Genomic DNA, 21725 nt, shown 5'->3' with positions numbered 1-21725 from the left:
GCAAGGCTCGGACGCTCACCGGACTTGCACGAATCGTCCCTTCGAGAAGACGTGCCGCCCCACGTTCCTGCAAGCCTTTCCCATGAAGCGCCGGTTGGCTGCGTCGCGTTGCGCGTCTGCAGGGCCGGAGACCTCGTGCTTCGCAAGCGCGCGGGCGCAATTCGCTTCAGGATGCTCCTCCACCACGACCGCGGCGCCCTCGTCTTCTACGCGCACGTCGAGCCGGAGCATGACGCCGGTGTTACGCGAGGGCGCATCCATGAGCAGCACCCCATCGATTACATCGAAGACTTTGCGAAGATTCTTGCCAGACACCGCTAACATGACGGTGTGTCCAACCACGTACCAGAAGGCCGTCATCTTATCGGGGCCCACGAGGACCTGTTCGGCCACCTCGCATAGGAGCATGTCTGGTCGGTTGGGCGCGCTTGGAAATGGCTGTTTGCAGGAATGTTCTTCGGGAATGGGTGCAGTGACGCCCCGTTGCGCGAGCCATGCCGCCGGATCGAAGGGCGGCGGACGAGGCTCCCGGTCGACGGCATGGGGAATGCCATCGACGTCCTCCTCGGGCGGAGGCGGAGTCGACGCAACGGGCGGAGGCGCAGGAGGCAGAGCAGGCGCAGGCGGAGGGGGCGGTGGAATATGCTGGGATGCATGCGGTCCGCAACCGAGTAGAAACAGAACCACAAGACCTGCACCGATTCGGTTTGCCACGTGGACGGCTGTCACGACGAACGCCTCCTTCAAAATTCGCTGCGCCGAAGTGCGTCCGTGAGCATGGATGCACAGATGAGCTGGTGCACGATCTGCTGCTCTGGCTTTTTGCCCATCTCTTTGAGTTGCACCGCGGCACGGCGCCACGATGCCTCCGGAAGAACGGCGACCGATCTTCTGGAATGAGCGGATACGTAAGGTGCCACAGCAGGAGCATGCTTGGCGAAGAATGCCTGGTGGACCGGCGCGTACGCTACGGGGTTCGTTCCGTACATCCGGATCATCTTCTGCGTGTGCTCCTTGCCGGAGCTGGCCCAGCGCAGCGCGGACCCGGCCCAACCGGTCACGACATCGCTCGTCGTATCGAAGCAGTAGACCTCTCTGAGAGTATCCCGACAGAATCTGTGGGAGACATTGCGGTGCCGAGTTAAGAACGTCGGAATGTGGTTGTTGCCAGAGCTGAACGCACCGAGCGCCACACGCCCGATGTACGGATTCGGCGATCGGAAAAGCCCAGCCTCTTTGAAGAAGAACGATTGGATCTCGAGGAGAAACGCCTCCATCATGCCGGCATCGAGGGCATCGCCGAGCTCCGCGTCTTTGTCGTTCGCATTCGGCACCGGGAGCACCAGCACGAGATTCTTTCCCGAAGCAGCGATCTGCGGTAGCAGCCCCCGGGTGTACGGGCCGTCGCTCGCAGCGTCGAGTGGGTCTCCCATGAAATTGATATATCGATACAATGAGGTGTAGAAGTAATCCCAGCCGTCGGGATACTGCTTGAGGTACGGCAGTACATTGATGTTCTGGGCGAGCTGGTGCGTGAAAAACACCAGGAACGGCGTGGGATTCGCCCCCTCGTCACGCGGCAGCGCGCGCGGCCACGCCACGGCGAAGTATTTCGGAACGACCTGATCCCCCTTTCGCTCCAGGACGCGGACGTCGAACCCCGGAGCATACGAAAACTCCGCGAACGCCACGCTATCGCCGGAGACGACCTGCTCGGTCACGATGGGGACCAACCCAGGCTCCGAGGAGACCCAGGACTGAGCCCAGGTCGGCTCGGCTGTGCTGGGATCCCACCGATCGGGGGGTGGATTCCGCAGCTTCTCGAGCAGCCTCTCGGACGCATCCCGGAAGATCGAGAGCTGGAAGTGCACGACGGTGACCGTGTCGTGCCCCGATCGAAGGGTGGGCATTGTCGAGAAGAACGCGCGTGGACTCTCGGGACAGGCCACAGCGCCGTCCGGGAGCACTTTGAACACCGCAGATTCTGGCCAGTATCGCGGGTCGTCCGGAATGGCGTAGACCGTCACGCGCCCCAGCTCATCGAGGGGGATGCTGGCATAGGCGTGCCCCGCGCTCGCCTGCTGGGCAGGTGTGAACGTTTGCCCCTCATCGGTCGAGATCATGAACCTGCACGCAGGGGAGAACGCGCCACGACGATCGACTGCGCGGAAGACCAACGTGTTCATCGCTCGTTCCCTTCAGGGAGCCTCATCATGCGGCGGAGGTTCGATGATCTCGATGCACGCGAGCCATACCTGCCCTTCGTCCGCCGGCGCATCTCGATGTATCTGCTGGGACGCCGCGAGCAGCTCGGAGGGGCGAAAGCGGATGCGCGGGCCGGTGAAGTCCGGCTGCGGTGCTGCTCCCGCGAGCGCAGATCCAATTTCGTGCCGCTTGTCCGGCTCCAGCCGGCGTAGATCGATGTCGAACATGGCGCCGGGCGTCGACACCTTGGAAAGCGAGGAGAGCGCGCCGTGCTCGTCACGCGCGAGCACGAACATGCCCGGAGCGCCGGCCGGCAAGGCGCCAATCCAGCGGATCGTCCGCACGAGGCGGATGGTATTCCGCGTGCCCCCGAAGGAAGGGGCGACGTGCACGCGATACCTCTCGACCGGGAAGCGGAAGCTCGGATCACGCATGATGGAATGACGGGCAGGATTTCAAGTCACGGGACGATCGTCAAGCCCTGTGTGAAGGACACTCCGCCTTGCCATGACCAGCCTCCGGCTGTTACCTTGGCCGTCGACATGGGCTCCCCCGGCGCGAAAGAGGGCGATTGCATCAGCGGCATCGATACCCACGTCGTCCTCGTTCCCTCCCCAGCCGGCCCGGTTCCGACGCCGACAGTCCTGCCTTTCGTCGGAGCGCTCTCGGGAAGGCTCGCCAGCGACGTTTTCCTGGACGACAAACCCGCGGCCACCGAGGGAAGCACGGCTCGGAATCAGCCTGCGCACGTCCCTGTCGGCGGCTCCTTTCAAACGCCTCCGTCCAATGAAGCCACGGTGCAGAAGGGGAGCGGCACCGTTTTCATCGAGAACAAGCCGGCCGCCCGGATGGGTGATCCGGCAATGACTTGCAACGATCCGGCCGACGCGCCGAACGGCACGGTGATCGCCTCGGGGACCGTGTTCATCGGCGGTTGAACGTTGCCGCAATCCGCGCATGATGCACCTTGTAGGCATTGTGCCATGCGAGGCGCCTTTGCTCGTCTGCGCCTACGATCGCCTGGTAATGCCGGTCGAGCGCTTCTCGATCCGCCTGCGTGATACGGTAGCGGGCGAGCACCTCCGCCGAGCGCTCCGGCGACATGGCGAGCTCCACCGTGAGCGCAGCGTGCTCCTCGAGCGTGAGCTTGGGCGGAAGCTCAGGCGGCGCAGGGGTGGAGAACGGAATGGGCCGGCGAACGAGCTCCCGCGGTATCTCGAGGAGAAGCTGCGTCGATGCAAGCTCGTTCGGGCTCTTTTTACCCTCGAAAGGCGTGCCCTTGCCACGAGGGACATCGAGCGCGAGCGCCGTCCCCGAAATCGCCGCCCGCGGCGATTTGAAAAGCTCGATCGCCGGCGGTGGCGACGGCTGGGCCGCGGGTTCTTGCGTCTCCACGAATGGAAGCGCGGGGCCTCGCGGGACATCGAGGGCAAGCGCGGTTCCCGACAGCTCGACAGGGACGCGCGCCACGGCTCGTTTGTCCGTGGATGACAATCCATCCGCATCGACGAACGGTAGGTCAGGCCCGCGCGGCACGTCGAGCGAAAGCGCGGTGCCTGAAAGCGCGGCGCGCGGGGGAGCGTCTACAGGGAGCAGGCGCGGCTCGGGCGCGTCCACGTCCGGCCCTTCCACGAATGGCAAGGTCGGACCACGAGGCACGTCGAGCGAAAGCGCAGTCCCCGAAATTGCGGGGGGCACGTCACGGACCTTGGAGCGCATGGGCCGTGCGGGCGTATTCATGGACGGAGGCACAGGCTTCGGGCGAGCGTGGGGCGAAGAAACGAGCTTCGGCGGCTCGACGCGCAGCGCCGGCAAAGCGACCTTCCGGTCACCCGCGCGCGTGAGCTTTTCGGCGCATCGAGCGAGCTCGCGATCGGCCTCGATGCGTTGCTTCCACGTCCGACCCAGCCGAGCGAGATCGGGCAGCGTCAGACCCAGATCCTGGAGCATCGAAAGCGGATTGTCGCTGGCCGCATACATCGCAAGAAAATGGACCCATGCGCCGAGATCCTCGTCGAGAGGCTGGACGCGACGCGCGAGGCGCTCTTCAGCCTGCTTTTGCGCTGACGCGTACGCGGCGAAGAGCCGAGGCCCGCCGTTCGGATTGCAGAGCATTTCCTTGCAGGCAACGTCTGCCGCGCGAAGCTCCTCCGCGGCGAGTCCCTCGACGGCCAGGATCTCCTCGAGCGAAAACCCTTCTGCCCGCGCAGCCGCCACGTGCGCGAGCTGCGGGAGAGGGACACCAGCGAAGGACGTGATTGCGTCACCCGCGCCGTCCCCGGGGGCCTCAAGCCCCATGCGCATCGATGAGCGCCTTTCTCGTCTCCTCGTCGAGTTTTCCCGTCACTGGCAAACCACGCGAACGCTGAAAGGCCACGAGGGCTCCGCGGAGCGCCTCCTCGCGATCGACGGTGAGATCCCGGCCCGCGATCAAGAAGCCCAGGTTCTCCAGGCGCTTGCGAATCCCGCTCGCCTCCGAGCCTGGATCCATGTCTCCCACGAGGCTGGTGTATGCGACGTTTCGTCGAGGAAACAGGATCTCGATCTCCCGCACCGTGACCGGCACGTCGAAATGCACCCGCCCAGCCGCGTCCGTCTGCCCATGCAATGGACCCCCATCCGCGCCCCGGAGTCCACGGACCTCGTAGGGCTCCTCGGCCAGCGGGCCTTCCTCGTCCTCGAACGCCAGGTCGACCGCGATACGTGGCAAAGGCGCCCGGTATCCATTCGCCGTCCCCGCCGTGAAAGGAAGTCCCTCCTTCGTTTTGACCGGGATGTGTATCACGTCTCCCGGCGCCAGCTGCTCCGGGTTCGGCCGCATGGCACGGAGCGCGTCGTTTTTCGGGTGTCCCCACACGTCGTCCGCGTCGAACCCGTGCACATGAGCGAGCTTTGTCAGGTAATCGCCTTGCTTCACCACGTAGGGTCGCATCACGCCATCTCCACCTTGGAAAGATCCGGAAATACGATCCTCCCTGACGCCTTCGCGCTCACCTCTGCTCTCCCGTCTTTGTCGAGGATCCCGCTCTGCTCCGAACCGTCGTCCAGGATCAAGAGATATCGCTGGTATGCGAGCGGATGGCCATCTTGATCCACGAGCGAGAGGGTCGTCGTCGGCTCCGGCTCTCGCGGCGGTGAATCCTTGGCCTGCTCGGGCGAATTCAGGAGAATCCTTGCTCCGTCGAGCTTGACCTCGCTGCCCATCGCGATCGAGGCGCCTTCCTGCGTCTTCAGCACGACCTTGCCGCCGAGGAGCTGCGCCAGCGCATTCTCCGTGTTCATCTGGACGCCCTCGTCTGCCATCGACAGACCGCTGGTGCCGCCCTTCACCCGCAGCGACGGCGTGGAGAGCTCGATGCCGTCGGCCGTGATCCGCAAAGAGCTCTTTCCGCAGCGCAAGACAAGCTCCCTGTCGGTGGTCAACTCCATCGCCCCCGTGCTCCCGAACGTTGCCACTCCCTCCACGTGCAGCAGATACGAACGCTCCGCATCGTGGCGTCCCACCACCTTGGTCTCGCAGCCGTGGATCTTGGTCGTCAGATCGTCGCCATACGTGAGATCCGCATTCCCGGTCACCTGCCGCCGCTCGCGCCCCTCGAGCCGCGTGGTCAGATCACCCGATACGCGCCGATCTTCGTGCCCGCTCGTGACCTCGATACGATTTCCTCTGACCTGAAAGGCGCTGTCCCCGTCCACGGCGACCTCACGGCGCCCACCGATCCGCGACGAGGCATTCCCGAGAATCTCTTCGCGCCGGTCTCCATTCACGCGGGTCGATTCGTCGCCTTGCACGGCCAGCGTATGATTGCGCTCCACCACCTCGTCGAGATCCCGCTGGGCGTGCACGTAGATTTGTTCGCTGCCGACCTTGTCCTCGAAGCTCAGCTCGTTGAACCCACGCCCGCCCGGCGAGGACTGCGTCCGGATTCCGCTCCGCGTCTTGTCCGCGGGGAGCCGGAACGACGGTGGGTGCGTGCCATTGTAAAGGCATCCCAGGACCATGGGTTTGTCTGGGTCTCCTCCCTCGAAGGTGACCACCACCTCCATCCCGACCCGAGGGATGAACTGCGTCCCCCATCCCGCGCCGCCCCAGGCTTGCATCGTCCGCACCCAGCACGAACTCTCGGCGCTGCCCTGCCCCTCGCGGTCCCAGTGAAAATGCACCTTGATCTGCCCGAGCGGATCCGTGTGGATCTCCTCGCTCGCGGGTCCGACCACGGTCGCGGTCAGCGCCACGAGCACGCTCCTCCGCTTCGGGCGCGGCGGACACATCGTCACGTCGTCTGGCGCTGCGCTGAAGGTGTTGCGATAAACTTCTTTGGGCGCAGCCTGCGGGGTTGCCCATCCCTCGTGCTTCACGGACGTGACCACGTAGCCGCGATTCAAATGGTGTGCGGGATGGTCCTCCAGCCGGAATCGATGCCCCACCGCGAGAGCCTGGCACGTGCTCTCGCCCTCGGCGAGGTTCGCGCGGCGGCGCTTCTGGCGCAGGATGAGCGCCGGTTCACGCTCGGCGTGGCGCCACTTCGGGAACAGAAATGCCGCGTGGTGCTCGTAATGCTCGAGCTCGGGAGCCGCGAGCAGCGGCGAGATCGCGTCCGTCGGCACGTTCACCGAAGCGCTCGCACGGAAAGCTGCATCTGGGCCGGACGAGGCGCTTGTAGATACCTGGATCCCGGCTCCCTCGTCGCGCTCGTGCTCGGCGCGTGTCGTGATCAGGGCGAGGGGCCGCTCGGGATCGTAGTCCCGGTAGACGGCCGTATTGGTACGCACGCGGCTCACCGGCTCGAAGCGCGTCACCTTGTCGAATGCCGCGGTGCTCGTGCCCTCGATCGAGAGGTAATGCAACACCGGGGCCTCGATGCCCATCCTCAGGGAAACGCCGCCGATCTCGGCGGAGGCAGACGTGGGCACGCCCAGAGCGCTGGCGACCGCGCCGATCCGGTCGCCGTCGTCGATGGGCGGATACGCCGATGCGTCGTCCGCGAACACCATCGTCTCCCCGGCAAATACCTTGGCAGCCAGCGCGCTTGCGGCAAAGCCGAGCAACCCTCCCGCAGCTCCACCGATCGTCTTGCTCGCATCAGCGAGGGCCTCTTCCACGATCGCGGAGGGCTGGGCGTAATGGAAGAAGATCCCTGCCTCGGCCGTGATCCTCCGGACGAACTGGTAATCCGTCTCCTCGTACTGCGTGCAATACTCGCGAATCGGGTGCTCCCCGCGGAGCAGGAAGCGGGCACCGATGTTCGCCTCGCCGAGCACCTGCGCGAGGATCCGATCGATGCGCTGGTTCTGAAAAATCCGCGATCGACGTCGATGCTTGAGCAGCCATAATCTGGACACGAGGCGCATTCGAAACTGTGAAGCTCCGTGCGCCCCGCGCAGCCCCTCGTGCCGCACCGAGGCTACGATCCCGTGAAAGACGCGCGGCGCCTTCCCGGCCCGCAGCACGAGGAGCGCGCGTTGCCCGAGCGAGAGCCGCTCCACCGTGCCCTCACCGATATCGGGCCCCGTGACCACGGTATCGAAGGAGTAGATGCCGGACAGCTCCTCCCGCCCTCGGAACGAGCGCACGGTGAAATGGCTGAAGGGGAACGGAAAGACGAGGAGCTGGAAGGGCTCCTCGCTCGGGCGCGGGGCGCCGCCTTCGACGCCGAATGTTGCCGACAGACTCATGATGTCTGTTCGGATGATAACAGAGGCAGGGGTGCCGAGGCCAGGGCCTTCCGGGCCAGCGCGCGCCCCGGCTTTCTTCGACGCGAGAAGAGACTCTTCCTCCGGCGAACGGGCTGGCTGGACAGGTCTCGAAGGTGCGCGCTAGGTGCCGGATCGCCACCCACCCCCGAGCGCCTGGTAGAGATTGACCACGGCCAGCCATTGCCGTTTCCTCGTCTCGATCAGCTCCATTTGCGCGTCCAGCGTATCCCGCCGGGTGAGCAGGACTTCCATGTAGTCAGCTCGAGCCGATTGAAAAAGAACCGTGGACGTTTCACTCGACCGGGTGAGCGCCTCCACCTGCTGCGCCTGGAGCTCATAGGCTTTCTGGAGGTTCTCGATCTGCGCAAGTTGGTTCGCGACGTCGGTGAACGCTTGCAAAAGCGTCCGCTCGTAGTTGAACACCGCCTGAATCTGCCGGGCGTTCTCCGAGCGATACTGCGCCTCGATCGCTTTCCGGTTCAGGAGCGGCGCCACGAGATTCCCCGCCAGGTTGTAGATGAGCGAGTCCGGCGTCATGACGAGGTGCTTGGCATTGAAGGACCTGTAGCCGACCGCTGCGTCGATGCTGAGCGAAGGGTAGAACTCCGCCCTCGCCGCCTTCACGTCGAGCTTCGAGGCCGAAAGCTCCAGCTCGGCTTGCCGGATGTCCGGGCGATTCTTCAGCAGATCGGAAGGAAGCCCCGACGCCACCTTCGGCAGAGGGTCCTCGAGCTTCCGATCGTTTCGGCTCACCGTCTGCGGATAGCGACCAACGAGAAAGTTGATCCTGTTCTCGGTCTGAACTTTCTCCTGCTGGAGGCCGTAGAGGCGGCTCTTGTTCTTCAACACCTCCGCCTCGAACCTCTGCACCGCGAGCTCCGTCACCCGGGCCGCCTGCTTTTCGAGCTTGATGATCTCCAGCGCGTCCCCCAGGATTTCGACGTTTCGTTTCAGGACGTCGAGCTGGTTGTCGATGGCGACGAGCTCGAAATAAGACCGGGCGATTTCGGCGACGATCTGCGTCACCATGAAATTCCGGCCTTCGATGGTCGCGAGGTAGCGGAGGTCGGCCGACTTCGTGGCGTCCCGCAGTTTCCCCCAGACGTCGATCTCCCACGAGCCCCAGAGCCCGAACGTGAAATCTCCCAGATTCGCCGGCAACCCGTGGCTGTCGTCGCTGACGCCCTGGCTCGTGTTTTTTCCGACACGCTCGACGCCGGCACCAGCCCCGACGCCGACCTTCGGGAGGTAATCGCCTTGCCTCGCCGACACTTCATTGCGGGCGATGACGATCTCTTGAAGCTGGATGTTCAGCTCCTGGTTCTTGTCGAGCGCCAATTCGATGAGCGCCCTGAGGTCGGCGTCGTCGAAGAACGCACGCCAAACCATTTGCGTCGATTGCGCGGGCTGCGAGGGCGCGTTCGGGGCGCCGCTCGCAGGCCCGAAGCTCGCCGGAAGCTCCTTGTTCGGGTCCCTGGGCTCGTTTCCTTCCAGAGAAGGGGCGCAGGCCGCCGCGAAGAAGCAGAGACATACCAGCGGAGTGAAAGGCCGTGACAAACTTGTCCTAGACATCGCGACGCCTACCCTTCCGCATAGTGGGTCACATTTTCGGTCAAGGGTTCGTCTTCTTCGGCCTGGATCAGACTCCTGCCTTCCGCGATCGTCCCGAAGATGAAGTACAGACCCGGCACGATGATCACGCCGAAGACGGTGCCGAAGAGCATTCCACCGAGCGCCGACGCGCCGATGGTGCGGTTGCCGATGGCGCCCGGCCCCGTCGCGACGACGAGCGGAATCAGGCCCGCGATGAAGGCAAAGGATGTCATCAGGATGGGGCGGAAGCGCGCCTTCGCTCCCTGAATGGCCGCCTCCAGCACCGACGCTCCGTCGCGGTGTGCCTGAACGGCGAACTCGACGATGAGGACCGCGTTCTTGCCGAGGAGGCCCACCAGCATGACGATCCCAACCTGGGCGTAGATGTCGTTCGCCAGGCCGAGGAGCTTCAGCATCAGGAAGGAGCCGAGCACGCCGACGGGGAGCGAGCAAATGACCGCCAGCGGGAGGATGAAGCTCTCGTATTGGGCAGCGAGCACCAAGTAGACGAATGCGAGGACGACCAGGAAGATGTAAATGGCCTCGTTGCCACGCTTCGCCTCGTCGTAGGAGAGGCCCTCCCACGCGATGTCGTAGCCGCGCGGCAACGTCTTCGCGGCGACGTCCCGGACCGCGTCGATTGCATCTCCGCTCGTGTATCCCTTGGCCGGACCGCCGCGGATCGCTGCGGAGTTGTACATGTTGAAGCGCGTGATCTCGTTCGGGCCTTGCGTCTTCTTCAGCTTCATGAACGCCGAGTACGGGACCATCTCGCCCTTCTCGTTCTTGACGTACATGCTCATGAGGTCCGAGGGGAACCGGCGATATTCCGGCGCCGCCTGGGTGTAAACCTTGAAGAAGTTGCCGAAGCGGATGAACCCCTGCTCGTAGGTGCTGCCGACGAGGATGTTGAGGTTATCCATGGCGTTTTTGATCGTGACGCCCTTCTGCATGGCGAGCTCGTTGTCGATCTCGAGCTCGTACTGCGGATAATCGGCGGCGAAGAAGCTGAAGAGTCCGGTCAGCTCCTTTCGCTTCCGCAGGTTATCCATGAACTCTTTGCTGACGCGATCGAAGTCCTGGTAATCCGTCTCGTTGTTCTTGTCCAAGAGGCGGAGCGAGAAGCCGCTCGCGGCGCCGTAACCCGGGACGGCCGGCGGCTCGAAGAACTCGACGATCGCGCCGATGTCCTTCGCCTTCTGCTCGAGCTCCTCGATGATCTGGGTCACGGGGCGCGAGCGCTCGGACCACGGCTTGAGGTTGATGAGGCAGGTCCCCGCATTCGAGCCGCGTCCCTCGGTCAGGATCTCGTAACCGGCGAGGGAGGAGACCGAGGAGACGCCGTCCACGCTCTTTGCGATGTCCTGCAACTCGCGCGAGACGTGGTTCGTTTGCTCGAGCGTCGAGCCCGGGGGCGTCTGGATGATCGCGTAGATCATGCCCTGGTCCTCGTTGGGTACGAAGCCGGCAGGGACGACCCGGTTCAATTGCAGGATGCCGAAGCCGAAAGCGGCCAAGATACCGAAGGTGACGACCCGTCGATTGACCACCTTCCGGAGCGCGCGGACGTAGACGTTCGTCCCGACCTCGAAATAGCGATTGAATGCGTCGAGGAAGATGCTGATCGGCGTCCGCTTCTTGTGCTGCCCGTGGGTATTCTTCAGGATCATCGCGCAAAGGACGGGCGTCAGGGTCAGCGCGACGACGCCGGAGAGCACGATCGACGAGGCCATCGTGATCGAGAACTGGCGATAGAAGATGCCCACCGGCCCGGTCATGAACGCGACAGGGACGAAGACCGCGGTCATCATCAACGTGATCGCGATGACGGCGCCGCTGATCTCGCCGAGGACCTTCTTGACGGCGTTGTACGGCGACAATCCCTCCTCCGCCATTTTCACGTGGACCGCCTCGACGACGACGATCGCGTTGTCGACGACGATGCCGATCGCGAGGACGAGCGCGAAGAGCGTGATCAGGTTGATCGTGATCCCGAACATCTGCATGAACAGGAAGCTCCCGACGAGCGAGACGGGAACCGCCAGGGCCGGGATCAGCGTCGAGCGCCAGTCGCCGAGGAAGAGGAACACGACGAGCGACACGAGGAGGAAGGCCTCACCGAGCGTGTGGAGGACCTTCTCGATCGACGCATCGAGGAAGCTCGATACGTCGTAGTTGATCTCGTAATTCATCCCGGCAGGGAACGAGGTCTTTTTGAGCTCCTCCAGCTTGGCTTTGACGTTCTCGATGACCTCGCTCGCATTGCTGCCGTAGGTCTGCTTCAGCACGATCGCTGCGGAGGGGTGACCATCGAGATTGGAATAGATATCGAAGAACTCGCTCCCGAGCTCGACCCTCGCGACGTCCCCGAGGCGGAGCTGCTCGCCGTCCTCATTCGCCCGGAGGATGATCTTCTCGTATTGCTCGGGCTTGTTGAACCTGCCCTCGTAGGTGAGAACGTATTCGAGCGACTGCGCCGTGACGCCGGTGGCCTGCCCGAGACGTCCCGGCGATCCGATCACGCTTTGCTCGCTGATCGCCTTCATCACGTCATCGGTCGAGATTTTGTACGCCCGCATCTTGTCCGGATTGAGCCAGACGCGCATGGCGTATTGCCGGGAGCCGAGGATGCGGGTCTGCGCGATCCCGTCGACGCGGCTCAGCTCGGGGAGGAGGTTGGCATTGGCGAAGTTGTAAAGAAACTTCTCATCGGCCGTCTTCTCCTCGCTGTAGAGGTTGACGTACATGAGCATGCTGGGCTGCACGCGATTCATGACGACGCCCTCCAGCTGGACGAGCGCCGGAAGTCGGCTGATGACCTGATCGATTCGGTTCTTGACGTTGACGACGGCCTCGTTCGGGTCGGCGTCCAGCTTGAACACGACCTGGATCGTCGCCTCGCCGGCGCTCGTCGCGTCGGAGATCATGTAAATCATGCCCGGAACGCCATTGATCGCGCGCTCCAGGGTGATGATCGAGGACTGGACGAGGACGTCTGCGCTCGCACCCGGGAACGTGAGCGAGACCATGACGCGAGGGGGCGAGATCTCGGGAAATTGCGAGACCGGGCGCGATCGCATGGCGAGGATGCCAAGGAACACGAGCACGATCGACAGGACCATCGCCATGACCGGGCGATGGATGAATTTGGACGTCATGCTCATTCCGCATGCACCTCCAGGTGCCCGAACACGTCGGAGGGTTCCTTGTAATCGACCTCGATCGTGACGCCGTCCCTGACCTTTCGCAGGCCATCCACGAGGATCCTGTCGTTTTCTTCGAGGCCGCTCGCGACCGCGAAGACCTGCGGCAGCTGCGCGGCGATGGTGATGGGGCGCGAGTGGACGACGTTCTTTTCGTCGATGACGAAGACGAACTTCTTGTCCAGCACGTCGAAGGTGGCCTTCTGCGGGATGAGGAGCGCGTGCTTGAGCGGCACCTCCATCAAGATTTTCCCCGTCTCGCCGTGCCGGAGCAGCCCCTTGGGATTGGGGAACGTGGCCCTGAACGCGAGATTGCCGGTCTCGTTGTTGAAATCGGCCTCGATGGTCTCCACGGTGCCGGGCTGATCGAAGATCTGGCCATCCGCCATCTGGAGCTTCACCGTGGTGGTCTTCTCATGGTCCGGCTGGGACTCGTACTTGAGGTACTCCACCTCGCTGACATTGAAGTACACCCAGACCTTGCTGTTGTCGGAGAGCGTTGTGAGCAGCTCCCCCTCGTCGACCAGGCTGCCCATCCGCACCTGAAATCGCCCGACGAGGCCGTCGAACGGCGCCCGTATCTCGGTCATCGATTTGTGCGTCGCCGCGAGCGCCACTTCGGCCCTCGCCTTGCTGAGCTTCGCCTTCGCCAAAGCGAGCTCGTTGGGGGACACGACGTTCTTGTCGGCGAGGAGCTTCGTATTTTTGAGCTCGATCGCCGTGAGCTCCGCCTCCGCGTTCGCCTTCTGCACCTCCGCCTGGTAAATCATGGGCATGATTTGAAACATCTTCGCGCCCTTCTCGACCTGATGGCCTTCGTCGATGAAGGTCCCTTGCAGGTAGCCCTTTTCGAGAGCACGCAGCTCGATGTGCTGGATTGCGCGGATCTGTGCGACGTAGTCCCGGGTGAGCTCGGTGTCCTTCCGAAGAGGGCTCGTCACGAGGAACTTGCCTTGTTCCGGGTGTTCTTGATGTTCGTGGTGGCACCCCACCACCGAAAAGGCGGCCAGCAAGATGAAGGGCGTGGGGGGTCGGTTCATCGCAGATGAGTCGGCACGACGTCCGCCGCGGTTCCATCCACGCGTGAAAAAAGTTTTCTATTGTATCCGTTTACAACATACTTGATCCGTCGCGGGTTTGTTGTTTGGGTCACGCGGTGAGAGCTTCGTGTGCCCTGAGCCGTGCCAACAAAAACGCATCGCGCGGGAATAAAGAGCAACAGCGGGCCTCGGGTGGCGCCGCTCCCTGACCGTTTGCCCGGGGCGGCGTTCTCCCCTACGAAAGCGTCCGTTTTCTCTTCATCAATTGCGCGACGGTCGCGACAAACCCGAGCGGATCGATCGGCTTCGTCACGTGCGCGTCATAGCCTGCCTCCAGGGATCGCGCTTTGTCCTCGGGGCGCGCGAATGCCGTCACCGCGACGGCGGGCAGGTTGCCGAGCCTCGCGGCGCTGCGCGCGCGGACCTCTCGAATGAGGGCAAATCCATCCATCCCGGGCATGCCGAGATCGCTGACCATCACGTCCGGCTCGTTTTCCGGATTGGCCAGGAGATCGAGGGCCTCGAACGCCGAGGCCGCCGTGATCACCTTCGCCCGACGATCCTCCAGCAATCGCTCGACGAGCTCCCGCGCGTCCGGCTCGTCGTCCACGACGAGGACGCGAATCCCCTCCAGGTTCGTCGTATCGGCGACGGGCGCGCGGGAGAGGTTTGGCCAGACGAGCGGCAGCGCGTCGTGCTCGGGGCCCGGGGCAAACGCGGGCATCGTCGGCAGGTCGACCACGAACGTCGCGCCTTTTCCGATTCCCGCGCTCTCCGCGCGCACGCTCCCGCCGTGGAGCTCGACCAGGTGCTTGACGATCGAGAGCCCGAGGCCGAGCCCGCCGTGGCGGCGCGACGTGGACGAGTCGGCTTGACGGAATCGGTCGAAGAGGAGCGGGACGAACTCCGCAGCGATTCCTTGTCCCGTGTCCGTGACCGCGAGCCGGAAATGGGTGTTCATCCGTGAAAGCCTGACGTCCACGCGGCCGCCCTTGGGCGTGAATTTGATCGCATTCGCGACCAGGTTCCACACGACCTGCTGCAGGCGATCCGGATCCCCCATCACGGCCGTATCCGCCGGATCGTACGTGGCTCGAATCGCGATTCCATTCACCTCGGCGGCGTGACGAACCGACTCGATGGCCGCGTCGATCACCTTCGGCAGATCGACGCGCTGCACGTTGAGGCGCAGCTTCCCGGAGACGATCCGGCTCACGTCGAGCAGATCCGAGATGAGCTGCAATTGCAGGCGGGCGTTGCGCTCGATGACCGACAAACCTTTTTCCAGGTTCTGGGGGGCTTGCGCGGGCGTGCGGAGGAGCTCGATCCACCCGAGAATGGGGGTGAGCGGCGTCCGGAGCTCGTGCGACATCGTCGCCAGGAACTCGTCCTTCATCCGGTTGGCCCGCTCGGCCTCGCTCCGCGCGGCCCGCTCGCTCACGAGGAGCGATTCGCGCTCCGCCTCCGCCGCCGCCCGCTCGGTGATGTCGCGGATGACGCCCGCGAAGAACCTCCGCTCGCCCACGAAGAACTCGCTCACGGCCAGCTCGATGGGGAACTCCGCCCCGTCCTTTCGTCGCCCCTTTCGAACGCCCGTGCGCAGGTAATTCGCGAGGTACGTGTCGTGCTCGGACCGGTAGGGCTCGGGCATGATCGTCTTGACGTTCCGGCCGACGAGCTCGTCCGCGCCATACCCGAGCATTCGCTCGGCCGCGGGGTTCGTCGTATCGATCGTGCCGCGCTCGTCGATGGTGATGATCCCGTCGACGGCGGTGTCCACGATGGCCCGGAGGCGCGCCGCCGCGGCCCGCGCCGCCTCGATGGCCTGCTTTCGCTCCGTCACGTCGCGCGTCATGTTCGAGAATCCGCGCAGCGCGCCGGTCTCGTCCCGCAGGGCGGTCAGGACGACGCTCGCCCAGAAGCGCGTGCCGTCTTTGCGGACGTGAATCCCCTCCTCCTCGATGCGCCCGTGCTTCGCTGCAAGGATGAGAGATCGCTCCGGTTTGCCCTGGGCGACGTCCTCGGGGGGGTAAAACTGCGAGAAATGCTGGCCGATGACCTCCGCGGCCGTGTAGCCCTTGAGCCGCTCCGCGCCGGCATTCCAGCTCTCCACGCGGCCTTCGGGGTCGAGCATGTAAATCGCGTAATCGCGCACGCCCTCGACCAGCAGGCGGTAGCGCTCCTCGCCCTCGCGCAGGGCTCGCTCGACCTGCCGCTGTCGGAGCGAGGCCGCCAGAATGTTCGTGATGGATTCGAGGAAGGTGATGTCGTCGCGGGTGAAGGTCCTTTTTCGCCGCGTGTGCGCGGCGAGCACGCCGTAAGGTCGATCGTGCTCGCCGGTGATCGTCACGCTCATCCCGCTGACGACGCCGTGATCGTGCAAGAGCGGCGGCCCGCGGAAGCGCGGCTCCGTCGTCAGGTCCTCGACGATCACGGGCCCCTTCGATTGCAGCGTGTATCCGGCCTGCGAGTCCCGATCGGTCCCCACCGTGGCGTGCCCGACGAGGCCCGTCGCCCACCCCACGCCGGCGCGGAGCAAGAGCCGTTGCCCGCCGGGCAATAATTCCAGGACCTTGCATAGCTCGATGTCGAGCGTCTCGCAGACGAGCTCGACGGCGCGATTCATGATGCGCTCGACGTCCCTCTCCAGGAGCGCCATGTGCCCGAGCGCGGCCACGGCCGCCTGCTGGTGCGCGCGCGCCCGCGCTTGCTCCTCGGCCCGCTTCATCTCGGTGACCTCCAGGATGACGGCGCCGACCGAGGCGACCGTTCCGTCGGGCGCCTGGACCGGAAAGAGCGCGGTCAGCCAATGGCGGCGCTCTCCGGGCTGGGCCGGCGTCTCCCCGCTGATTTCCACGTTCGAGATCGGCTCGCCCGTTCGGAGGACGTCTTGCAGCGTCGAGGTGACGGTGATGTGGGGCAGGACCTCCTGAACGGAGCGGCCGAGGTGGGCCTCGACGGGCAGGCCATTGCTCGCGGCGAGCCACCCGTTGATGCGCAAAAATCGTCCCTCTCGGTCGAAGAAGGCGAGCCCGACCGGCGCATGCGCGAACAGGGATTCGAGCTCGGCCGTGCGTTCGGTGATTCGATGCTCCAAGGCGGCATCCGCTCGGCGGCTCGCCGCGGCGGACCGGCATATGCGTTCGCCGAGGATGCTGACGACGAGCCCGACCGCGAGGAACAGGGCGACGGCGAGGCCTTCGAGCAGGTCGAGCAGATACATGCCGGCGAGGGCTGCCATTCCCGCGGCCGTGAGCCCGGGGCCGACGCCGCCGTGCGCCGCGGCGGTCACCGCGAGGACGAGCAGGAGCAGGAGCGCAGGCGCGCCGAGGACGGCCTGCAAGCTCATGCAGAGCCCCACGGCTCCCGCGGTCACGGCGATGGCGACGGCGTACCGGTACAGAGATTCCCGATTGAACATTTCCGATTTCGACGATGACGGCGCGTTTTTCCGATCCGTCATGGCGGCGCCCCAGCTGCGCGGGTCCCTCACCCTGCGGGTTATTCTTGGTGCGATAGATTGCAAGAAAATGCGACCGTCGCACGATGGCAAGCAAGAATCGTCCGGCCTGCGGGCGAGCTCCGGCGCGACGCGGCTGCGTCCGGTGGGATGACGTCCGTCAATGGAGCGGCGCGGGCGAGCGCTCGCGTCGACCTCGTCGAGCGGGGAATCGTCGCGGCTGCTCGGCAGGGAAACCCCTGCACTCTCGGAAATTGCTTGACATAAGCCGGACGCACGCGCCTGCTATGATGATGCATTGGGCGCGATGGATCCTCATTGTATCGGTATGCTCATTTTCTGCTGTCATGGCATGCAGCGCTGGCGGCGGCGGTGAGAAGGCACAAACCGGGGGGACGGCGGGAGGAGGGCAGGGTGGAAACGGCCAAGGCGGGGGTGGTCAGGGCGGGGGCATCATTTTTCCTGCCGGGGGCTCCGGGAGCGGGGGACAGGGCGGCGGCAAGCCCGCGGAGTGCGACGACGCAGGGAACTGCACGTGCATCAACATCGCTTCGTTCGGAAAGCCTGCCCATTACGGCGTCGGGATGGACAACACCGACGCCTTCCTGCAATGGCTGAACGACAAGAGCAGCGCCTCCGTCGACCTCTACCAGCAGCGCACGACGCTCACGCCGGAGCTCCTCGCGAAATACGATGTCATCATCCTGCAGGCCCTCGAGGACGGCGAGTACGGGCCCTTCTGGAAGTTCAGCCCGGAGGAGATCGACGCCGTCAAGAGCTGGGTCAGCAATGGCGGCGGCCTCATCACGCTCACGGGCTACGGCGGCGACGCAGGCGAGGTCGACCCGACGAACGAGCTCCTCGCCTTCGCCGGCGCGTCCTACAACAAGGACGATATCCTGGGCAATTGCCCCGGCGGCGTCCCGTGTTATTGCTGGGGCAACTCGGTCCCGATGGCGCAGTTCTCCCCGGAGAGCCCGATCTCGGCGAACATCAAGCAAGTCGGCGCGTTCCACGGGCGCTCCATCAACAGCAGCGGCGGCGTGGTGGTCGCGGGCGAAGGCGGGACGAAATTCGGCGTCGCCATCGAGGTCGACAAGGGCCGGGTCTTCGTGTTCGCGGATGAATGGGTCACGTACTCGAGTCAATGGCTCGGCGCGCCCCAGCAGCCGCCGAACCCGAACGATCCGTGCTACGACAACGCCGCGGGGTACTGGAAAACAGCCGACAAAGTCTTCCAGGTGCCGCAGTTCTGGTTCAACGCCATCAAATGGGTGTCCACGCAGGTCACCTGCTTCGACATCGAGGATCCCGGCATCATCAAGTAAAGCCCGCAGCGCGGACGACGTCCGTCAATGGAGCGGCGCAGGCGCCCCGCCGAGCGGCAATCGCGCCACCGCCTCGTACCGCGCGCCCGCGGCCGAAAGCACGCTCTCGTAAAGCACGAGCTCTCGCACGGTCACCTCGCCGAACGATTCTGCCGCGAGCGCCCGCGCCGCCGCCCAGAGGCCCGCGTCCGTGCCGCCGAAGCCGGCGCGGGCCAGGGTGAGGTGTGGCGAAAAGAGCCGCTCCTCCGGCACGTATCCGACCTCCATGAGCGCCTCCGAGAGCTCTTTTTGCACGAGCCCGAGCGCCGGTACGTCGCCACCGACCCCGATCCACAAGACCCGCGGTTTTCGCCCGCCGAAGCACCCGGCGCCCTCGAATCGCAGCGTGAGAGGCGCGTGCCGGGCCGCGACGCCTTCCGCCTTCGCCACGACCGCGGGGACGAGCGATTCGTCCACCTCGCCGAGGAACACGAGCGTCACGTGAATGCCCTCCGTCCGCACCCATCGCGCCCGCGGGGCGTGCGCGCGCGCCCGGCTCACGGCCTCAATGATCCGCGCGTGGCATTCCGCGCCGGTATCGACGGCAAGGAAGAGGCGCCTCGTCCCCACGGTCACGTCACTCCCCCATGGCCTTGACCACCAGGCGCTTGCGACGCTGGCCGTCGAACTCGGCGTAGAAGATCTGCTGCCAGGGGCCGAGGTCGAGCTTTCCTTTCGTGATGGGCACGATCACCTGGTGGTGGACGAGGATCGACTTGAGGTGCGCGTCGCCGTTGTCCTCGCCGGTCCGGTGGTGCTTGTAATCGGGGCCGGCCGGGGCGAGCGTCTGCAGCCACGACCAGATGTCCTCCCACAGCCCGGGCTCGTGGTCGTTCACGAAGACGCCCGCCGTGATGTGCATCGCGCTGACGAGGACCATGCCCTCGGCGATGCCGCTGCCGGAGACGATGGTCTCGACGCGATCGGTGATGTTGACGAGCTCGCGCCGTTGCTTGGTCTCGAACCAGAGGTATTCGGTGACGGATCGCATGTGCGGCGATCGTCGTCGCGCGGAGGGCGGGGAGCGTCAAGAGGGGAGGGGGGTTGGGGGCGTAGCTCGGCTCGTCCGAGCGTAGCCCCCGAGCGTTGAACGAGTCGTCACTTCACGAACTTCGACAGCAGCCGGATGTACGCCACCTGGTAGCCGTTCGAGTTCTCGGTGACGGACCACGAGTTCAGCGGCCAGCTCGTGTTGAAGTCCTTGTACGACTTCTGCGCCGGCTGCCCCTTCGGCGGCGTGATGGTCTCCGACGAGCACACGGCGTTGTTCTGGGCGCTGCCGCAGTTGTTCGGGCAGCAGCCGTCCCAGTCGTAGCTCGGATTCGGTCCGCCCACCAAAAAGCCCGGGGCCGGCCCGTACGTCGACATGCCCACGCGATCCCATTGCGCGTTCCCGTTCTCGAACCACGAATGGTAGAACTCGTTCACGCTGTTCTCCGCGCCGACGTCGCCCATGTTCGAGAGGTACACGAGCCCGAGCGGGTTCGTGCCGTGGATGTAATGGATGTACCGCGCCGCCGCTCGCTCCGCGGCCGTGTTCTTCGCCGGGTCGATCCCGTAGACGATCATGTCCGCGTACATGTTGCCCTGATGCGATTTCGTCCCGTTGCTCCCCCAGACGTAGTCCTTCATGTACGCGCGGTACGGGTCCGACTCGCCGCTGATCGCCCCGAAGTTCTCGTTTCCGTCCATCGCGCCGTTGTAGGCGTTCTTGATCGCGGTCACGACGGCCTGCGTGGCGCCAGGCACCTTCGTGTAATAAAGGAGCGCGTCCTGCTGCTCGGCCTCGAACGGGTAGGCGAAGTTCCATTGCAGCAAGTGGATCTGCGCGTAGTTCGCATCGAAGAACTGGCGGTAGGTGGCTTTGCCGGTCGCGTGGAAGAGGTACGCGGCGGCCTCGACCTTTCTGGAGAGGCGGCCATAATCGTCCGTCTCCTGCTGGCCCGCGCCGAGGCCCTGCGAGCCGTTCGCGCCGTCGTTGTTGTTGAACGTCACGTTCGGGTTCGCGTTCGCCCAAGCCCAGGCGCTCTCGGCCCGCGCGACGAGGTCGTCGGCGTAGGCCGTGAACGATCCGCCGAGCGAGCGGAAGACGAGCGAGCCATACGCGAACGCTGCGGCCGCGCTCAGCGTGGCCGAGGTGCTCGCCGTGCCGTACCGGCTTGGGCCCGTCGCCGCGGACGGCGGGCTCGCGTGCCCGACGCCCACGATGCTCAGCACGGAGCCGTTCGCGGTGTTCTGCATCTTCATGAGCCAGTCCATGCCGAACTTCGCCTCGTCCGCGACGTCGGGGACGCCGTTGCCCGACTCGGGGATCCCGTAATCGTCGGTGAACGCGGCCTTCGACTCGTCGTAGGCCATGAGCAGGCTCGTCACGTACCGCGCGTGCCAGTTCGTGTACTTGTTGTAATCGCCCGCGTCATACCAGCCGCCGGAGAGGTCCCGCTCCGTCGACGCGTCGTTCGGCGCATTGTAACGCCGGGCGTTCTTGTCTTGCCCCGGGCCCACGTGGCTCGCGCCGTCCGCCCAGCCAGCGCCCGCGTGCTGGGCGCTCTTCGCGACCCCGGCGCGCTGATAGAAGAACGTGCGCACCGCGGCCTTGAGCACGTCGCGGTACACGTTCGTCGCGATCCGGAATTCGTGGGAGCGCACGTCGCTGCTCGTGTCGTGCACGTAATAGGTGCCGGACGTTTGCACCGACGAGAAATCGAAATGCCAGGCGCGATCGCCCGACGAGGCGTCGACCATGCCATTCTTCCAGGCCGTCGGCGCGGCCGTGAGGACCTGCGCGCCCGTCTGCGCGTTCACGAGCGCGTACGTGCCCCCCGGCGCGAACGACTCCGCGGCGTCGAATCCATTTTGCGGATCCCGGACCACCGCAACTTTTTGCCCGGTCGGCAAATATCCGAATTGATCGACGACGATGTAAGGGCTGACCGGCGGCTTCACCTGGGGCATTCCACCGCCGGCACCGCCACCGCCGCCCATTCCACCGGCGCCGCCCATTCCCCCCGCGCCGCCCGAACCGCCCATTCCACCGGCGCCGCCCGAACCGCCCATTCCACCGGCGCCGCCCGCGCCGCCGGAGCCGCCCGCGCCGCCTGCGCCACCCATGCCGCCGGTGGCGCCTGCGCCGCCCATGCCGCCGGTGGCGCCCGCGCCG

The 21725-nt window shown here is 65.1% G+C and carries 15 protein-coding genes; 2 read left to right on the top strand and 13 right to left on the bottom strand.

The window, feature by feature from the left end:
- Positions 1–15: 15 nt before the first annotated feature.
- The 3 genes from QHF85_RS30500 to QHF85_RS30490 all read right to left on the bottom strand — a co-directional run bounded on the left by QHF85_RS30500 (position 16) and on the right by QHF85_RS30490 (position 2639).
- Positions 16–393 carry a hypothetical protein gene (locus QHF85_RS30500; protein ID WP_281330879.1) on the bottom strand — a complete coding sequence of 126 codons (378 nt, stop codon included), beginning with the start codon at positions 391–393 and terminating at the stop codon, positions 16–18.
- Between the two features lie 350 nt (positions 394–743).
- Complete coding sequence (locus tag QHF85_RS30495; protein ID WP_281330878.1) at positions 744–2186, bottom strand: hypothetical protein; 1443 nt, start codon at positions 2184–2186, stop codon at positions 744–746.
- Positions 2187–2198: 12 nt separating this feature from the next.
- Positions 2199–2639 carry a hypothetical protein gene (locus tag QHF85_RS30490; protein WP_281330877.1) on the bottom strand — a complete coding sequence of 147 codons (441 nt, stop codon included), beginning with the start codon at positions 2637–2639 and terminating at the stop codon, positions 2199–2201.
- 108 nt (positions 2640–2747) lie between these two features.
- On the opposite strand from QHF85_RS30490, the gene QHF85_RS49830 reads away from it, so the two are divergent.
- Positions 2748–3143, top strand: a complete 396-nt coding sequence (locus QHF85_RS49830) for a PAAR domain-containing protein (RefSeq protein ID WP_348652775.1) — start codon at positions 2748–2750, stop codon at positions 3141–3143.
- Here QHF85_RS49830 and QHF85_RS30480 read toward each other — a convergent pair.
- The 7 genes from QHF85_RS30480 to QHF85_RS30450 all read right to left on the bottom strand — a co-directional run bounded on the left by QHF85_RS30480 (position 3130) and on the right by QHF85_RS30450 (position 17159).
- Positions 3130–4509, bottom strand: a complete 1380-nt coding sequence (locus QHF85_RS30480; RefSeq protein ID WP_281330875.1) for a hypothetical protein — start codon at positions 4507–4509, stop codon at positions 3130–3132. The two genes, QHF85_RS49830 and QHF85_RS30480, sit on opposite strands and share 14 nt — an antisense overlap.
- Entirely contained in the window at positions 4493–5137 is a 645-nt protein-coding gene (locus QHF85_RS30475; RefSeq protein ID WP_281330956.1) for a peptidoglycan-binding domain-containing protein, read from the bottom strand. The genes QHF85_RS30480 and QHF85_RS30475 overlap by 17 nt, the downstream gene beginning before the upstream one ends.
- Positions 5137–7881 carry a type VI secretion system tip protein TssI/VgrG gene (gene tssI / locus QHF85_RS30470; RefSeq protein ID WP_281330874.1) on the bottom strand — a complete coding sequence of 915 codons (2745 nt, stop codon included), beginning with the start codon at positions 7879–7881 and terminating at the stop codon, positions 5137–5139. Before tssI ends, QHF85_RS30475 begins: the two co-directional genes overlap by 1 nt.
- 141 nt (positions 7882–8022) lie before the next feature.
- Positions 8023–9474 carry a TolC family protein gene (locus QHF85_RS30465; protein WP_281330873.1) on the bottom strand — a complete coding sequence of 484 codons (1452 nt, stop codon included), beginning with the start codon at positions 9472–9474 and terminating at the stop codon, positions 8023–8025.
- Positions 9475–9482: 8 nt separating this feature from the next.
- A complete protein-coding gene (locus QHF85_RS30460; protein ID WP_281330872.1) occupies positions 9483–12653 on the bottom strand; it encodes an efflux RND transporter permease subunit in 3171 nt (1056 codons plus the stop codon).
- Positions 12654–12655: 2 nt separating this feature from the next.
- A complete protein-coding gene (locus tag QHF85_RS30455; protein WP_281330871.1) occupies positions 12656–13738 on the bottom strand; it encodes an efflux RND transporter periplasmic adaptor subunit in 1083 nt (360 codons plus the stop codon).
- A 235-nt stretch (positions 13739–13973) separates the two neighbouring features.
- Positions 13974–17159: a PAS domain S-box protein gene (locus tag QHF85_RS30450; RefSeq protein ID WP_281330870.1), complete on the bottom strand. Its 3186-nt coding sequence runs from the start codon at positions 17157–17159 to the stop codon at positions 13974–13976.
- Between the two features lie 386 nt (positions 17160–17545).
- On the opposite strand from QHF85_RS30450, the gene QHF85_RS30445 reads away from it, so the two are divergent.
- Complete coding sequence (locus QHF85_RS30445; RefSeq protein WP_281330869.1) at positions 17546–18526, top strand: hypothetical protein; 981 nt, start codon at positions 17546–17548, stop codon at positions 18524–18526.
- Positions 18527–18550: 24 nt separating this feature from the next.
- On the opposite strand, the gene thpR is transcribed toward QHF85_RS30445, so the two are convergent.
- The 3 genes from thpR to QHF85_RS30430 form a co-directional block, all read right to left on the bottom strand.
- Complete coding sequence (gene thpR / locus QHF85_RS30440; protein ID WP_281330868.1) at positions 18551–19135, bottom strand: RNA 2',3'-cyclic phosphodiesterase; 585 nt, start codon at positions 19133–19135, stop codon at positions 18551–18553.
- Between the two features lie 7 nt (positions 19136–19142).
- Positions 19143–19556 (bottom strand): secondary thiamine-phosphate synthase enzyme YjbQ, encoded by a 414-nt coding sequence (locus QHF85_RS30435; RefSeq protein WP_271925842.1) that lies wholly within the window; start codon positions 19554–19556, stop codon positions 19143–19145.
- Between the two features lie 107 nt (positions 19557–19663).
- Positions 19664–21725 (bottom strand): glycoside hydrolase family 9 protein (locus QHF85_RS30430; RefSeq protein WP_348652774.1); only part of this gene is annotated, 2062 nt, incomplete at its 5' end.

Origin of the sequence: Polyangium sp. 6x1 (assembly GCF_029946515.1) — a bacterium.
Classification (GTDB): Bacteria; Myxococcota_A; Polyangia; order Polyangiales; family Polyangiaceae; genus Polyangium.
The sequence above is the reverse complement of the archived record's forward strand: the minus strand, read 5'-3'. Positions and strand labels throughout refer to the sequence as shown.

Bases quoted from the DNA above. Each gene is read 5' to 3' on its own strand.
- QHF85_RS30495 (WP_281330878.1), bottom strand. From the start codon at position 2,186: ATGAACACGTTGGTCTTCCGCGCAGTCGATCGTCGTGGCGCGTTCTCC.
- QHF85_RS30450 (WP_281330870.1), bottom strand. From the start codon at position 17,159: ATGTTCAATCGGGAATCTCTGTACCGGTACGCCGTCGCCATCGCCGTG.
- QHF85_RS30475 (WP_281330956.1), bottom strand. From the start codon at position 5,137: ATGCGACCCTACGTGGTGAAGCAAGGCGATTACCTGACAAAGCTCGCT.
- QHF85_RS49830 (WP_348652775.1), top strand. From the start codon at position 2,748: ATGGGCTCCCCCGGCGCGAAAGAGGGCGATTGCATCAGCGGCATCGAT.
- QHF85_RS30435 (WP_271925842.1), bottom strand. From the start codon at position 19,556: ATGCGATCCGTCACCGAATACCTCTGGTTCGAGACCAAGCAACGGCGC.
- QHF85_RS30445 (WP_281330869.1), top strand. From the start codon at position 17,546: ATGGCATGCAGCGCTGGCGGCGGCGGTGAGAAGGCACAAACCGGGGGG.
- QHF85_RS30480 (WP_281330875.1), bottom strand. From the start codon at position 4,509: ATGCGCATGGGGCTTGAGGCCCCCGGGGACGGCGCGGGTGACGCAATC.
- tssI (WP_281330874.1), bottom strand. From the start codon at position 7,881: ATGAGTCTGTCGGCAACATTCGGCGTCGAAGGCGGCGCCCCGCGCCCG.
- QHF85_RS30455 (WP_281330871.1), bottom strand. From the start codon at position 13,738: ATGAACCGACCCCCCACGCCCTTCATCTTGCTGGCCGCCTTTTCGGTG.
- QHF85_RS30465 (WP_281330873.1), bottom strand. From the start codon at position 9,474: ATGTCTAGGACAAGTTTGTCACGGCCTTTCACTCCGCTGGTATGTCTC.
- QHF85_RS30460 (WP_281330872.1), bottom strand. From the start codon at position 12,653: ATGACGTCCAAATTCATCCATCGCCCGGTCATGGCGATGGTCCTGTCG.
- QHF85_RS30490 (WP_281330877.1), bottom strand. From the start codon at position 2,639: ATGCGTGATCCGAGCTTCCGCTTCCCGGTCGAGAGGTATCGCGTGCAC.